This is a genomic window from Clavibacter michiganensis, assembly GCF_021216655.1.
GTDB lineage: Bacteria > Actinomycetota > Actinomycetes > Actinomycetales > Microbacteriaceae > Clavibacter > Clavibacter michiganensis.
The window spans coordinates 3,190,283-3,205,660 of sequence record NZ_CP080437.1; the positions used below are offsets into that span (position 1 = coordinate 3,190,283).

11 protein-coding genes and 1 pseudogene are annotated in these 15,378 nt (G+C 72.9%); 6 read left to right on the forward strand and 6 right to left on the reverse strand.

Going from position 1 to position 15,378, the window contains the following annotated elements:
- Window positions 1–5 precede the first annotated feature (5 nt).
- The 3 genes from K0V08_RS15190 to K0V08_RS15200 all read left to right on the forward strand — a co-directional run bounded on the left by K0V08_RS15190 (window position 6) and on the right by K0V08_RS15200 (window position 4,925).
- Window positions 6–1,007 carry a proline racemase family protein gene (locus tag K0V08_RS15190; protein ID WP_079532001.1) on the forward strand — a complete coding sequence of 334 codons (1,002 nt, stop codon included), beginning with the start codon at window positions 6–8 and terminating at the stop codon, window positions 1,005–1,007.
- Window positions 1,008–1,033: 26 nt separating this feature from the next.
- Window positions 1,034–2,554, forward strand: coding sequence for an aldehyde dehydrogenase family protein (locus tag K0V08_RS15195; protein WP_079532003.1), 1,521 nt, complete (start codon window positions 1,034–1,036; stop codon window positions 2,552–2,554).
- Window positions 2,555–2,738: 184 nt separating this feature from the next.
- Complete coding sequence (locus tag K0V08_RS15200; protein ID WP_043560603.1) at window positions 2,739–4,925, forward strand: acyl-CoA dehydrogenase family protein; 2,187 nt, start codon at window positions 2,739–2,741, stop codon at window positions 4,923–4,925.
- 70 nt (window positions 4,926–4,995) lie between these two features.
- Here the strand turns inward: K0V08_RS15200 and K0V08_RS15205 are convergent, their stop codons facing one another.
- The 3 genes from K0V08_RS15205 to K0V08_RS15215 form a co-directional block, all read right to left on the reverse strand.
- Window positions 4,996–5,343 carry a type II toxin-antitoxin system PemK/MazF family toxin gene (locus tag K0V08_RS15205; protein ID WP_104293752.1) on the reverse strand — a complete coding sequence of 116 codons (348 nt, stop codon included), beginning with the start codon at window positions 5,341–5,343 and terminating at the stop codon, window positions 4,996–4,998.
- Entirely contained in the window at window positions 5,337–5,588 is a 252-nt protein-coding gene (locus K0V08_RS15210; RefSeq protein WP_012037500.1) for a CopG family transcriptional regulator, read from the reverse strand. The genes K0V08_RS15205 and K0V08_RS15210 overlap by 7 nt, the downstream gene beginning before the upstream one ends.
- A 72-nt stretch (window positions 5,589–5,660) precedes the next feature.
- Window positions 5,661–6,443, reverse strand: a complete 783-nt coding sequence (locus tag K0V08_RS15215; RefSeq protein WP_079532006.1) for an SGNH/GDSL hydrolase family protein — start codon at window positions 6,441–6,443, stop codon at window positions 5,661–5,663.
- A gap of 177 nt (window positions 6,444–6,620) precedes the next feature.
- Here K0V08_RS15215 and pip point away from each other — a divergent pair, with 177 nt between their 5' ends.
- Window positions 6,621–7,589 (forward strand): prolyl aminopeptidase, encoded by a 969-nt coding sequence (pip, locus tag K0V08_RS15220; protein ID WP_079532008.1) that lies wholly within the window; start codon window positions 6,621–6,623, stop codon window positions 7,587–7,589.
- Window positions 7,590–7,776: 187 nt separating this feature from the next.
- Here pip and K0V08_RS15225 read toward each other — a convergent pair whose 3' ends face one another.
- The 3 genes and pseudogenes from K0V08_RS15225 to K0V08_RS15230 all read right to left on the reverse strand — a co-directional run bounded on the left by K0V08_RS15225 (window position 7,777) and on the right by K0V08_RS15230 (window position 9,392).
- On the reverse strand, window positions 7,777–8,475 hold the full coding sequence (locus tag K0V08_RS15225) for a TIR domain-containing protein (RefSeq protein ID WP_227267277.1): 699 nt from the start codon (window positions 8,473–8,475) through the stop codon (window positions 7,777–7,779).
- Between the two features lie 90 nt (window positions 8,476–8,565).
- Window positions 8,566–8,712: pseudogene (locus K0V08_RS16200) on the reverse strand (hypothetical protein); the annotation flags it as partial.
- Window positions 8,713–8,894: 182 nt separating this feature from the next.
- On the reverse strand, window positions 8,895–9,392 hold the full coding sequence (locus tag K0V08_RS15230; protein ID WP_079532013.1) for an FAD synthase family protein: 498 nt from the start codon (window positions 9,390–9,392) through the stop codon (window positions 8,895–8,897).
- A gap of 377 nt (window positions 9,393–9,769) precedes the next feature.
- Between K0V08_RS15230 and K0V08_RS15235 the strand changes: the two genes are divergently transcribed.
- Window positions 9,770–12,394, forward strand: coding sequence for a right-handed parallel beta-helix repeat-containing protein (locus K0V08_RS15235; RefSeq protein WP_079532016.1), 2,625 nt, complete (start codon window positions 9,770–9,772; stop codon window positions 12,392–12,394).
- A 299-nt stretch (window positions 12,395–12,693) separates the two neighbouring features.
- The gene (locus tag K0V08_RS15240) at window positions 12,694–15,318 is read left to right on the forward strand and encodes a right-handed parallel beta-helix repeat-containing protein (protein WP_079532018.1); all 2,625 of its coding nucleotides are present in this window, start codon (window positions 12,694–12,696) and stop codon (window positions 15,316–15,318) included.
- Window positions 15,319–15,378: the final 60 nt, after the last annotated feature.

The following is a 15,378-nucleotide window of genomic DNA, read 5'->3' on the forward strand; positions in this document are numbered from 1 at the left end:
GAGGCATGAGGTCCTCCCGCGTCTTCCACGCCGTCGACTCGCACACGGAGGGCATGCCGACCCGCGTCGTCACGAGCGGCTTCGGCGTGATCCCCGGCTCCACCATGAACGAGCGCCGCCTGCACCTCATCGAGCACCTCGACCACCTACGGCTCCTGCTCATGACGGAGCCGCGCGGGCACGCGGCGATGAGCGGCGCGATCCTGCAGCCGCCCACGCGCGACGACTGCGACTGGGGCGTCCTGTACATCGAGGTGTCCGGCTGCCTCCCGATGTGCGGCCACGGCACCATCGGCGTCGCGACCGTGCTGGTGGAGACGGGGCTCGTCGAGGTGCAGGAGCCGGTCACCACGATCCGGCTCGACACCCCGGCGGGCCTCGTGATCGCGCGCGTCGACGTGGAGGACGGTCGGGCCGCGTCCGTCACGATCGAGAACGTGCCGTCGTACGTGGAGCGGCTCGATGCCTCCATCGAGGTGCCGGGGTACGGCACCGTGCCGTACAGCCTCGCGTTCGGCGGCAACTTCTACGCGGTCGTCGAGCTCGACGCGCTGGGGCTGCCGTTCGACCGGGAGCGGCAGCAGGAGATCCTCCAGGCCGGGCTCGCGATCATGGGCGCGATCAACGACCAGGACGCGCCGTCGCACCCGGAGATCTCCGGGGTCGACCACTGCCACCACGTCGAGTTTCTCGCGCCCGGATCGGACGCCAGGCTCTCGCGGCACGCCATGGCGATCCACCCCGGCTGGTTCGACCGCTCGCCGTGCGGCACCGGCACGTCCGCGCGCATGGCCGAGCTGTGGGCGCGCGGCGAGCTGGCGGTCGGCGACGAGTTCGTCAACGAGTCGTTCATCGGCAGCCGCTTCACCGGCCGGATCCTCCGGGAGACGACCGTCGCCGGCCGGCCCGCCATCGTCCCCGCCATCACCGGGCGCGCCTGGATCACCGGCATGGGACAGTACCTGCTGGACCCCAGCGACCCGTTCCCGAGCGGCTTCCGGTTCTGAGCCGCAAGCCCCCACCGAGGAGAGACATGACCCCGCACGAGACCGACACGACCACCGACCCGACCGTGGATCCCTCCGTCGCCGCGACCGTCGACGCCGTCGCCGCGCGCGCCGCAGCGGCCGCCGCGCCGCTCGCCGCCCTGGCGCCGGCCGCCCGGGCCCGCGCGCTCGACGCCGTCGCCGACGCGCTCGAGCGGATCCGCCCCGAGCTGCTGCCCGTCGCCGAGCGGGAGACCGCGCTCGCGCCCGGCCGCCTCGCCGGCGAGCTGACGCGCACGACCGTGCAGCTGCGGATCCTCGCGGCAGCCGTGCGCGACGGCCGCTACCTCGACGCCCGCATCGACCACGCGGACGCCGACGCGGCACCCGCCCCGCGCCCCGACATCCGCCGCTACCTCGTGCCCGTCGGCCCGGTCCTGAACTTCGCGGCGTCGAACTTCCCGTTCGCGTTCTCCGTCGCGGGCGGCGACACCGCGTCGGCGCTCGCGGTCGGCTGCCCGGTGGTCGTGAAGGCGCACCCGGGCCACCCGGAGCTGTCGCGCCTGGTCGCCGAGGCCGCGTCCGCCGCGCTCGTCGCCGCGGGGCTGCCCGAGGGCACGCTCCAGCTCGTCGAGGGCGAGGAGGCGGGGCTCGCCATGCTGCGCGACCCGCGGATCCGCGCCGCCATGTTCACGGGATCGCTCCGCGCCGGCCGCTTCCTCGCCGACGTCGCGGCCGCCCGCCCCGACCCGATCCCGTTCTTCGGCGAGCTGGGCAGCGTCAACCCGGTCGTCGTCACCGAGCGCGCCGCCGCCGAGCGCGGCGAGGACATCGCGGCGGCCCTCGTGGCGAGCGCAGCCGGATCCGCCGGGCAGCTCTGCACCGCGCCCGGCATCGTCCTGATCCCCGCCGGCCACGGCCTCGACGCCGTGCTCGCGGAGGAGGCCGGTGCCGTCGCGCCGCACGGGATGCTCAACGCGAGGATCGCCGAGGGCTACGCGGGCGGCCGCGCCGCCGCCATCGCGGTCGACGGCGTCCGGCTCGTCGCGGAGGGCCGCGCGCCCGCCGGCGACGACGGATCCGTGACCCCCACCATCGCCGCCGTCTCCCTCGCCGACTTCGAGGCCGCGGGCGACGCCCTCCGGCACGAGGTCTTCGGCCCCTTCGCGCTCCTCGTCGAGTACCCGGCCGGCACCGACCTCGCGGCCCTCGCCGCCCGCACCTTCACCGGCGAGCTGACCGCGAGCGTGCACCTCGGCGCCGACGAGGCCGAGGCGGGCGGGGCGGCGACCGCCGACCTGATCCGCGTGCTCGCCGCCCGCGCCGGCCGCGTGCTCGTCGACGCCTGGCCCACGGGCGTCTCGGTCACCGACGCGCAGCAGCACGGCGGACCCTGGCCCGCGACCACGCTCGACCGCGGCACAAGCGTCGGCACGGCATCGCTCGACCGGCTGCTCCGCGGCGTCGCCTTCCAGGGCGTGCCCGACGCGCTGCTGCCGGAGCCGCTGCGCACCGCGAACCCGTGGGGCGTGCCGCAGCGCGTCAGCGCCCGCGGGCATCGCGCCTAGGGGAGCGCGGGGCGCCCGTCGGGGCCCCGCCGACGCCCGCGGCTGAGGGTTCCCACAAGCCGCGGGGGCCCCGCGCGGGAGGGCGTTGGAGGCCCGGCACGTGTTTTTCGGCAGGTGGAGGATCCGTGCATAGCGTGGCCGGTGCCGACGGGGACGCCGGCGCAGGCGAACTGGCGGAGGATCCATGGTCGACACGGCGGCACGAAGCACCACCCGCGGCACGAGGGGACGAGGCCCCGCGGCGGGTGCGCTCCGGGGGACGCCCGTGCCGGTCGCGGGCGAGGTCGACGCCGAGGTCGCGCAGGACCTCGACCGCACCGACGGCCGCCAGGACGCGCCGGGCGCCGGGCCGCGGATCGACGTCGAGGGCCTCGGCCGCGTGCTCCTCGGGCGCTGGGCCGACGTCCGCCGCTCGTCGCGCGAGCTGACCAGCCGCCCCGAGCTGCACCGCGTCGAGGGCCTCGACATGCACCAGCACCGGGCGCGCGTGAGCGAGCAGCTGAGGATCCTCGTCGAGCACGGCGGGGTGCACCGCGCCTACCCCGTGTCCGTCGGCGGGCTCGAGGACCACGGCGGCAACATCGCGGGCTTCGAGGAGCTCGTGGCGGCGGATCCGTCGCTCCAGATCAAGGCGGGCGTGCAGTGGGGCCTGTTCGGCTCCGCGGTGATGCACCTCGGCACCGAACGCCACCATCGCGAGCTGCTGCCGGGGATCATGACGCTCGAGACGCCCGGCGCGTTCGCGATGACCGAGACCGGCCACGGATCCGACGTCGCCAGCATCGGCACCTCCGCGACCTACGACCCGGAGACGGGCGAGTTCGACCTGCACACCCCGTTCCGCGCGGCGTGGAAGGACTACCTCGGCAACGCCGCGGTCGACGGCCGCGCGGCCACCGTGTTCGCGCAGCTCGTGACCCAGGGCGTGAACCACGGCGTGCACTGCTTCTTCGTGCCGCTCCGCGACGAGACCGGCGCGTTCCTGCCCGGCGTCGGCGGCGAGGACGATGGCCTCAAGGGCGGCCTCAACGGGATCGACAACGGCCGGCTCCACTTCGACCACGTGCGCGTGCCGCGCGCGAACCTCCTCAACCGCTACGGCGACGTCGCCGAGGACGGCACGTACACGTCGGAGATCGCGAGCCCCGGCCGCCGCTTCTTCACGATGCTCGGCACGCTCGTGCAGGGCCGCGTCTCGCTCGACGGCGCGGCGACCAGCGCCGCGAAGATCGCGCTGCAGATCGCGATCACCTACGGCAACCAGCGCCGCCAGTTCGTCGCGGGCGGCACCGACGAGGAGGTGCTGCTCGACTACCAGCGCCACCAGCGCCGGCTGATCCCGCGGATCGCCACCACCTACGCCGCGTCCTTCGCGCACGAGGAGCTCCTCGGCCAGTTCGACTCGGTGTTCTCCGGGAAGACCGACACCGACCAGGACCGACAGGACCTCGAGACCCTCGCCGCCGCGTTCAAGCCCCTCAGCACGTGGCACGCGCTCGACACGATCCAGGAGGCGCGCGAGGCGTGCGGCGGCCAGGGCTTCCTCGCGGAGAACCGGCTCGTCGGGCTCCGCGCCGACCTCGACGTCTACGCGACCTTCGAGGGCGACAACACCGTGCTCCTGCAGCTCGTCGCGAAGCGCCTGCTCACCGACGTGAACCGCCGGTTCGCGAAGGCCGACTTCGGGGTGCTCGCGCGCTACGCCGTCGAGCAGGCCGCGGATCGCACGCTCCGCTCGACCGGCCTCCGGACGCTCGGGCAGGCGCTCGCTGACCGCGGATCCACCGCCCGCTCCGTCGGCCAGCTCCGCGAGCCGGACACCCAGCGCGCGCTCCTCACGGGCCGGGTCGAGACCATGGTCGGCGAGATCGCGACCGCGCTCCGCGCCACCCGGAAGATGCCGCCGGCCGAGGCCGCGGCGCTGTTCAACCGGCACCAGGACGCGCTCATCGAGGCGGCCCGCGCGCACGCGCAGCTGCTGCAGTGGGAGGCGTTCACCGAGGCGCTCGACCCGGCGTCGGAGACCGGCCGGGCGATGGACGACGGCACGCGCCGCATCCTCACCTGGACCCGCGACCTGTTCGGCCTCCGCCTCATCGAGGACGACCTGGCCTGGTACCTGATCCACGGCCGCATCAGCTCCGCGCGCGCCCGCGCCGTCACGGCGTACGTCGACCGGCTCGTCGCCCGCCTCCGCCCGCACGCGCAGGACCTCGTCGACTCCTTCGGCTACACGCAGGCCCATGTCCGCGCGCCCGTCGCATCCGGCGAGGAGAAGGACCGCCAGGACGAGGCGCGCGCCTACCGCGACGCCCGGATCGCCGACGGCACGGCGCCGCGCATGGAGAAGAGCGAGAAGAAGAAGGGGTAGCGCGGGGCGCGCCTACTCGTGCAGCGCCGCCTCCGCGTCGCTCACGACGACCGTGCGCGGCAGGCGGTGGTCACACGGCGAGGAGGAGCCGCACCGCGGCCGACACCTCCGCCATGAGGTAGCCGGGGAGGTGGCCCACGGGGTGGGGCTCGATGAACTCGCGACTGACCGGCCCGATCTGAGGGACCACCGCCACCGAGTCCTTGTCCAGCCCGGACGCGGCCGCAGGGATGAACACGTTCCCCGGGAAGGCCTGGAGTCGCACCTGCGAGGTGAACGGGATCAGCACGATCGTGGCGACGCCGCTCTCGTTGAGCCAGTCGTCCTGGATGACGAGGGACGGCCGGATCTTCGCCGGCTCCGACCCTCTCGGAGCCCCGAAGTCGACCCACACGACATCCCCGCGCGCGATCACCACTCCGAACCGGTCCGCGCGATGCGCTCCGACTCGCGAAGGAAGTCCCCGCCGGCGGTGGGCTGTCCGACCTCGGCGATGGCAGCGTCCGCGAGGCGCGTCAGCTCCGCCTTGCCGGCTCCCTCCAGCTCATCGGCGAGCTTCTGTCCGGCGACGCGGTAGAACTCGGAGCGGGTCATCCCGAAGCGCTTGGCGACACGATCGAATCTCTCGAAGTCGACGTCCGGGACGGAGATGGCGGTCTTCATGACCGTGAGTATAACCGGTCATACCCCGCTCGTCCGGCTCGCCGTCGGCCGTGCTCGGAGCTCGCGTCCCCGTCAGCGGTCGACGGGCCGCGGGTCGCCGAGGAACGGCATGACCGCCTCGGCCCAGTGCGCGTGCATCACGCGGTAGGAGAAGCGGTCGCGGACGTGCAGGCGCGTGCCCGAGATGTCGGGATAGGGCGCGTGGATGACGCCGCGCTCCGGGTCGTCGAGGAGCGCCGTCGCCCCGTTCAGCCGGGAGACCTGGGCCTGCAGGAGCTTCCGGGCGACCATCGGGATCGGCTGGAAGCGGTCCATGGGCGGGATGCCCGTGACGACGATGCGGCACCCGTCGCCCGCCTGGGCGCGGATGCTGCCGACGATGCCGGTCAGCCGGTCGACCCACTCCTCGACCGACGTGGCGACGAGCACGTCCGGGATGCCGAGGGCCACCACCGCGAGGTCCAGGGGCGCCGAGGTGCGGCCGGCGACGGCCACGGCGGCCTTGCGCGCGGTCATGTCGTACGCCGCGATGCTCTCCCACTCCACGCCACGGCCCGTCTGCGCCGCGCGCCGGGCGGCGATCTGCGCGGGCATGGCCATCCCGGCGAGGAGCACGCCGTACCCGGCGACGCCGATGTCGCCGATGAACAGGATTCGCTCGGGATCCGGGCCCGGGGCCGTGGAGACGTCGTCGTGCTGCGGGAAGATGCCGGCCTCCATCTCGCGCATGTAGAGGAGGAGGTGCAGGCGCAGGGTGGGCCGCGCCACGACGGCCACGGCGCCGAGGGCCAGCGGCGTCAGCGCGGCGCGGGCGACGGTCCGCGGGGAGGGACGCCTCACGGGCAGGGCGGGCAATGGGTCCTCGTCTCCGGGCGGGGATGCGGTGGGTTCCCTCGCAGGGTACGCGGAGCGGGCCGCAGCGCCCACCCGACCCGCGGATCGACGGGGTGGTCGGCGGTGCCCGGACAGCGTCGCCCGGCTGGACCCGCATCGCCCGGCTGGACCCGCATCGCCCGCCCGTAGGCTCGTCGCATGCAGAGCCTCTTCCCCGAGATCGACCCGCACGACACCGGCATGCTCGACGTGGGGGACGGGCAGCTCCTCCACTGGGAGGTCTCGGGGAACCCGGACGGGATCCCCGTCGTCTTCCTGCACGGCGGTCCCGGCGGCGGCACGAGCCCGACCCACCGCCGCCTCTTCGACCCGGCCAGGTACCGCATCGTGCTCGTCGACCAGCGGGGCTGCGGCCGGAGCACGCCGCACGTCTCCACGCCGGAGGCGGACCTCTCCGTCAACACCACGTGGCACCTCGTCGCCGACCTCGAGCGGCTGCGGGAGCACCTGGGCGTGGAGCGCTGGCTGGTGTTCGGCGGATCCTGGGGCTCGACCCTCGCGCTCGCCTACGCCGAGACGCACCCGGCCCGCGTGACCGGCCTCATCCTCCGCGGCATCTTCACCCTCCGCGCGACCGAGCTCGACTGGTTCTACGAGGGGCCGGCCGGCATGGTCTACCCCGACGGCTGGGAGGCGTTCACGGCGCCCGTGCCCGGGGTGGAGCGCGGCGGGATCATCGCGGCGTACGCGCGGCTCCTCGCGGATCCCGACCCTGCGGTTCACGGGCCGGCCGCGGTCGCGTGGTCCACCTGGGAGGCGTCGGGCATCACGCTGCTGCCGAAGCCCGACGTGGTCGCGCGGTTCGCCGAGCCGACGTACGCGCTCGCGTTCGCGCGCATCGAGAACCACTACTTCATGCACGGCGGCTGGATGGAGGACGGGCAGCTGATCCGCGACGCGCACCTGCTGCGGGGCATCCCGACCGAGATCGTGCAGGGCCGCTACGACATGTGCACCCCGGCCGTCACCGCGTGGGACCTCCACCGGGCGCTGCCCGAGGCGCGCTTCACGATGGTGCCGGACGCCGGGCACGCGTTCGACGAGCCGGGGATCCTCGACGCGCTCATCGCGGCGACCGAGCGCGCGGCGGACCGGCTGGCGGCATAGCGCTAGAGAAGGCGCTCTGCCCGTGCGATTAAGCCATCGCGCCTTCTAGCAGGCAACCCCCACATGATAAGGATCGGTTCGGCGCGTTACCCACTTTGGCTGGCGCGGATTTTTGGAAACGTTTGTCTCTTGGTGAGGCAAAACATCGGGCAATGTTTTGTCAGTCGAAGTTCCGCGGTTCAATGCGTCAAAGGGACGCGGCCTGTAATTCAGTTCGGAGTGCGTCCTTCCAGTTGGATCCTGGATACTGCACATAGCTCAGCCCAGCAAGGTCTGATGGGCGTTCCACATCCGCGTCCACGACGACAACGTTCCTGCGACCCAGTTTGCCAATAAAATATCCGAGTTCCAAGACTACGTTTTGACGCGCCCTAGGATCCGGCTTGATGCCGGCCTGGTGCGAGCCTAATGTCTGCCCCACGTCATCCGGCGTCAGTAAGACGATTACATAGGAGGCATCATCACCTACGGCTTCAAATTTCTCGATGATAGTCTGCCCGCGGCCGGCCTCTTCTGCCAGCGATACAGGCATGATCCCTGTCAGCTTATGTACGTAAATGCGAATTGAGTTTAGCGCTGCTTCGTCGTGGCCATGTACAATAAAAAGCGATCGAGCGGCATTCGACTCTATCTCTCCTGAGACAAATCCGATCTCCGAGTCCGTAAACTCGGGAAAGATGAGCGGCGGAGTTTTTCTTGCCCACGCGGGTACTTCGCTCGTAGCATCAACCGGTTCCCCGTCGGCGTCATCGCCTCGCCATGCTGCAGGTATTTCTGATGCGTCTCGTGCCTCTAGATATTCTTTGAAGAGTCGCTTTGTGCGGGGAGGTGCGCTGGAGGCAATCCACTGCGGCAAGTCAGGCATGGAATCGGCGAAGAGTTCCATTCGTCCAGCTTCTCCTGACTCCTCGTCTACGGCTTCCGATAGTACCTGTCCAAGAACAGACAGAGCCGCATCTGGGTAGTCGTCGTCACCAAACCCCAGCGACCTATACAGTCGAGAGTGCGCGTTCAGGATGTCTGTAGTTCCGGTCTCGCGCCCAAGCGTGCGCCATTCGGAATCCGTCCAGTGTTCGGATGCATATGCGGCGACCGCATTTTGTAGGGGATCGACTCGAGGCATTCGTAACCACCATCTCTAATTACTGATATCTTGCACGAAAATGAGTAGACTCCAGGTCAGTACTTCAGTCTGAATTGTGGCCGCTACGCGAGCTGTATTTTAATGCTTAAAGCGTCGACATGACGATGCGGTTCGGTATGAGGGGGCTGGAATAGTCAGCGGGCGCCGCCACGTAGCGCGGCCTAGCGGCCGACGAGCGCGGGGGAGCTGTGCGCGGCGGGCTGGGCCAGCGTCGCCGCGGGTGCCGCCGCGGGCGCGCCCACGCCGCTGAGGATGTCGAGCGCGCGCCGCAGCCGGGTGCTGGAGGTGTGCATCGTGTACGGGAAGTACACGACCTCCACGCCGACGGCCGCGAACTCGGCCTCGAGGCGCTCGCCCTTCGGGGTGCCGCGCCAGTCGTCGCCCTTGAAGAAGACGTCGAAGCCGACCTCGCGCCAGGTGTCGACCTTGTCCGGCAGCGTCTCCGCGCGGGCCTGGTCGACGTAGCTGATGTGGCTGACGATCTCGAGGCGCTCGGCGAGCGGCACCACGGGCGTGATGCCCTTGTTGAGCTCGAGCATCTCGTCGGAGACGACGCCCGCGATGAGGAAGTCGCACCGGCTCTTGGCGTGCTTGAGGATGTTGAGGTGTCCGACGTGGAAGAGGTCGAAGGCACCGGCGGCGTAGCCGATTCGGGTCATGGCACACGTGTCTCGGGTCGTCCGCGTTCCGGGCGCGGGTACGCGCGGATGCGGGATCGGGTGCAGCCCGGTGCGGGTACGCCGGGCGGGGTCCTCCTGCTCCTCACGACGCGGGTACGTCGGCCGCCCTGGGTGGGGGCGACGGGGAGCGGGTGTACCTCCGGCGATCTTACGGGCGACCTGGCCGACCGCGGAAGCGGGATACCCGAACGGGGGGCATCCCGCTGATCCCGGGGGCGCGCCCCCGTCGCGGCGGCCGTGACCTCCGTTCGGGGGACACAACAGGCTGTTGCTGGGTTACATTCAACCAACCCCACCCGTCTGGTGGGTTTTCATCAGCCTGTCTGACGGATCGATCCGAGCGAGGACCCGCCCGCATGCGCCACCGCACCCCACACACCCGATCGATCCCCACCCGGACCGCGGCGCACGCCGCACCCGCATCACGCCCCCGCCCCGCCCGCCACCTGATCGCGCTCGCCGTCGCCGTCGGCCTCGCCGTCCCGGCCGCGCTCGTCGCCCCGCAGACCGCGGGCGCCGCGACCGGGCAGGACCTCGCCGCGGGCACCCCCGTCTTCTCCGACTCCTTCGCCCGCAGCGCGACCGGGGGATGGGGCGCCGCCTCGGGCACCGGGGCGTACTCCTACGACGGCGTCTCCGCGTTCCGCGCGAACGGCGCCCAGGGCGTCATCGACCTCACGCGGGCGGGCACCGCCGCGTCCGCCGCCCTGCCCGTGGCGGCCCCCGTCGACAGCGAGACCACCGTGCGCGTGCTGATCCCGCGCGTCCCCGCCCAGGGCAACGGCGTCTACGCGGGAGTCCAGCAGCGCGTGACGGGCTCCTCCTACTACCAGTCGAGCGTGCGGGTCGACAGCGCGGGCGACGCGCGGCTCTCGGTCGTGCGCGTGACCGGATCCACCGCGGCGCAGTCCACCGTGGTCGGCGACACCGTCGTCGCCCGTGGCGTCACGCCCGGCCGCGTGGTGACCATCCAGTCGCGCGTCTCCGGATCCGGCGCGGTCGCGATCGACGCCCGCGCGTGGGTGGACGGCCAGGCCGTCCCCGGCTGGCAGGCCGCCGCCGTCGACACGAGCGCCTCCCGCCTCGCCTCGGGCACGGGCACGCGCCTGTGGTCGTACCTCTCGAAGTCGTCCGGGCCGCAGGCGATCGCGTTCGACGACGTGGCGGTCCGACCGCTGACGGCGCCGGTCGCGGCACCCGCGCCGACGCCGGCACCCGCTCCGACGACGCCCGCCCCCGCGCCCGCTCCCGGTGCCGGCTCCGGCTCCGGCTCGTCCGACGCCGAGCAGGGCGTCTCCCTCGGCGACGCCCGCACGGGCGCGGGCTCCGCGCCCGTCGGATCCACCGCGTACGGCGTGCCCTCCGACGCGGTGTTCGTCGCGCCGACCGGCTCGAACGGCGGATCCGGCTCGAAGTCGTCGCCGTACGCCACGATCCAGAGGGCCGTCGACGCCGCCCCCGCCGGGCGCACCATCGTCGTCCGCGCGGGCAGCTACCACGAGTCGGTCGTGATGCCGCAGGGCAAGGCGCTCACGCTGCAGTCGTACCCGGGCGAGAAGGTGTGGCTCGACGGCAGCCGCCAGGTCTCCTCTTGGACGGCCTCCGGATCCACCCGCTACGCCAGCGGCTGGACCGTCGCGTTCGACGCCAGCCCCACCTACACGCGCGGCAAGCCCGATGGCACGGCGGTCGGCTGGCGGTTCGTGGACCCGGCGTACCCCATGGCCGCGCACCCCGACCAGGTGTGGATCGGGCAGACCGCGCAGAAGCAGGTCGCGTCACGCGACAAGCTCGCCGCCGGCACGTTCTTCGTCGACACCGCGGCGGACCGCCTCCACCTCGGATCCGACCCGGGCAGCCAGACCGTGCGCTCGAGCGACCTCGTGCAGGCGCTGAGCGTGCGCGGCGACGGCAGCACGGTGCGCGGCATCGGGATCCGCCGCTACGCGCCCTCGGTGCCCGACCTCGGCGCGGTCGTCGTGCAGGCCAGGAACGTCACGGTCGAGAACCTCGTGATCACGGACAACGCCACCACGGGCATCTCCATCACGGCGACCGGCGCGAAGGCGACCGCGCTCACCGTGGCGCGCAACGGCATGCTCGGGATGCACGCGAACTACGCCGACGGGCTGCGCGCCTCGCAGCTGCTCGTCGCCGACAACAACACCGAGCGATTCAACCGGGCACCCGTCTCCGGCGGGTTCAAGATCACCCGCAGCCGCGACGTGGACGTGGAGGACAGCGCGATCCTCCGCAACGCCGGCAACGGCCTCTGGTTCGACGAGTCGGTCCACGACGCGAACGTCACGGGGAACGACGTGATGGACAACTCGGGATCGGGCGTCGCCTTCGAGCTCTCGGCGACCATCGCGATCGTCGACAACGTGGTGGCCCGCAACGGCGCGGAGGGCGTCTGGATCGACGACACCGGACACGTGGACATCTGGAACAACACGTTCGTCGCGAACGACCGGAACATCGACATCTCGCAGGGCACGCGCCGCGCGTCGAACCTCTCCACGCCCGGCCACGACCCGCGCCAGAAGCTGCCGGACCCCACCGTGACGTGGGTGGTGACCGACATCGACATCGCGAACAACGTGATGCAGGGATCCACCGGGAACGCCCTGCTGGCCGTCGAGGACCACTCGCACCAGCGCTCGGCCGGCCAGATGGGCATCACGACCTCCGGCAACGTGTACCAGCGCGACGCCGGGAACCGCCCCGGCTGGGCCGTGATCTGGTCCCGCGGCGCCGGCGACCCGGCCGTGTACGGATCCGTGCAGGCGTTCAGCGCGGCGACCGGCAACGACCGCACCGCCCTCGCGGTCGACGGGCGGCCGGTCGTCGGCTCCGGCTTCCGGCTGACCGACGAGGTGCGCCGCGTCGAGACCCAGGTTGCCGTGCCGCTCATCGGCGCCGTGGCGGGCCTCATCGGCTGGCTGACCGGGGCGCGCGAGCTCGGGGCCGACGTGGGCTGATCCCGCGCGCGCACGACAGGACGGGCCGATCCCCTCGGGGGTCGGCCCGTCCTGTCGTGCGCGCGCGCCTCCTCGCGTCACCGCGCCCGACGCGGTGGCCGCCGGTAGGGGCGCCGGTAGGCCGGGAGGCGGCGTCAGGGCGGCGACCAGTGCGGCATCCGGCGGGATGAGTACGACTACTGGCCCCTGCGCCGCGACCGGCGGGCGGCCGCGACGGAACCTGGGACGAGCACCCACGAGCCCGTCCCCGGACGGGCATCCACCGCCATCCGCCGCCGCGCCCACGCAAGGACCGTCCCATGAACGGCACGCCCCGCTCCCTCCGCTCCACCTCCTCGACCCGCTCCGTCCGCCCCCGGCACGCGATCGCGCTCGCGGTCGCCGCCGGGCTCGTCCTGCCCGCCGCGCTCGTCGCCGCCGGTCCCGCGTCCGCCGCGGGCGGCCAGGACCTGGTCGCGGGCACCCCGGTCTTCTCCGACGCGTTCACGCGCAGCGCGACCGGCGGCTGGGGCACGGCCCCCGGATCGGCGGCCTACGCGTACGACCTGCCGTCGGCGTTCCGGGTCAACGGCACGCAGGGCGTCGTCGACCTGCCGCGCTCCGGTGCCTCCGTCTCCGCGACGCTGCCCGCCGCGGTCTCCGCCGACGCCGAGGCGACGATGAAGGTGATGCTGCCGAGGATCCCGTCCGCGGGAGGCGGCGTCTACGCCGGCCTGCAGCAGCGCGTGACCGGCTCGTCGTACTACCAGACGAGCGTCCGCATCGACCCGGCGGGGGACGCCCGGCTGTCCGTCGTGCGCGTGAACGGATCCACCGCCGCCCAGACGACCGTGGTGGCCGAGGTCGTCGTCGCGCGCGGGCTGGCGCCGGGCAAGGTGCTCAACGTTCAGTCGCGTGTGTCGGGCTCGTCCGCGGTCGCGGTGGACGCCCGCGTCTGGCCGCTGGGCGCCGCGGTGCCCGCGTGGCAGGCCGCCGCGGTCGACTCCGGCGCCGCCCGCCTGACCGCCGGATCCGCGACCCGCGTCTGGTCGTACCTCTCCTCGTCGTCGCCCACGCAGGCCGTCGCGTTCGACGACGTGACGGTCCGTCCGCTCACGACAGCGGCATCGCCGGTGCCGACCCCGACCCCGACCCCGACCCCGACCCCGACCCCGACCCCGACGCCGACGCCGACTCCGACGCCGACCCCCACCGCCCCCGCGCCGACCTCGTCCGACCCGGAGCAGACCGTGCCCCGCGGCGACGCGCGGCCCGGGACGGGATCCGGCTCCGCCGCGGTCGGCACCACGACCTACCCGGCACCCGCCGACGGCGTCTACGTGTCGCCCACCGGCTCGAACACCGGCGCCGGCACGAAGGCGTCGCCGTACGCGAGCATCCAGAAGGCCGTCGACGCGGCGCCGTCGGGGCGCACGATCGTCGTCCGCGCCGGCACCTACCGCGAGACCGTCGTGATGCCCGCCGGCAAGGCGCTCACGCTGCAGTCGTACCCGGGCGAGGCGGTGTGGCTCGACGGCAGCCGCACGCTGACCTCGTGGACCGCATCGGGATCCATCCGGTACGCCTCCGGCTGGGACGTGACCTTCGACGCGAGCCCCACCTACACGCGCGGCGCCCCCGACGGCACGCGGGAGGGCTGGGCGTTCGTGGACCCGGCACGTCCGATGGCCGCGCACCCCGACCAGGTCTGGATCGGCCAGGCGGCGCAGCGGCAGGTCGCGTCGCTCGCCCAGGTGACCGCGGGCACGTTCTTCGTCGACACCGCCGCCGACCGCCTCTACCTCGGCTCGGATCCGGGCAGCCAGACCGTGCGCGCCAGCGACCGCGTGAGCGCCCTCGCCGTGCGCGGCGACGGCAGCACCGTGCGCGGCATCGGCGTCCGCCGCTACGCGCCGTCGGTGCCGGACATGGGCGCGGTCGTCGTCACGGGACGGAACGTGACCCTCGCGGACGTCGCGATCACCGACAACGCGACCACGGGCCTCTCGGTCCAGTCCACGGACGTGACCCTCCGGGCGGTGACCTCGGCGCGCAACGGCATGCTCGGGATCCACGCGAACTACGCCGACCGGCTCCGCGCCTCCCAGCTCCTGGTCGCGGACGACAACACCGAGGGCTTCAACCGGGCCCCCGTCTCGGGCGGGTTCAAGATCACCCGTAGCCGCGACGTGGACGTGATCGACAGCGCGTTCCTCCGCAGCGCCGGCAACGGCCTCTGGTTCGACGAGTCGATCTACGACGCGACGGTGGCGGGGAACGACGTGCTGGCGAACACGGGCAACGGCGTCGTGTTCGAGCTCTCCGCGCAGCTCGCGTTCGTCGACAACGTCGCGGCGGGCAACGGAGCCGCCGGCCTCTGGATCGACGACTCCGGCCACGCGCAGGTCTGGGCCAACACCTTCTCCGGCAACAGGCGCGACGTCGACATCGCGCAGGGCACCCGCCGCGCGGCGAACCTGGGGGAGGCGGGCCACGATCCGCGGCAGCAGCTGCCGGACCCGACGGTCACGTGGATCGTCACCGACATCCAGGTCGCGGACAACGTGATGCAGGGCAGCACGGGCAACGCGCTGCTCGCGGTGGAGGACCACTCGCACGAGCGCTCCGCCACGCAGATGGGGATCACGACCGCGGGCAACGTCTACCAGCGCGACGTCGCCTCGAGCCCGCGGTGGGCGATCGTGTGGGCCCGCGGCCCCGGCGACCCGGCCGTCCACGACACGGTCGGGGCGTTCACCGCGGCCACGGGGAACGACCGCACGAGCCTCGACGTCGTGGGGCGGAAGGTGCTCGGATCCGGCTGGCGGCTCACGAGCGAGATGCAGGCGCAGCAGGCCACGGTCGCCGTCGCGGTGCCCGCCGCGGTCGCGACGCTGCGCGGGGTGGCCACCGGCGCCCGCGTGATCGGCGCGACGGCCGGCTGAGGACGGCCGGACCGCGGTCGGGGGACCGCGGGACCGGCGACGGGGGACACGGTCGGGGAC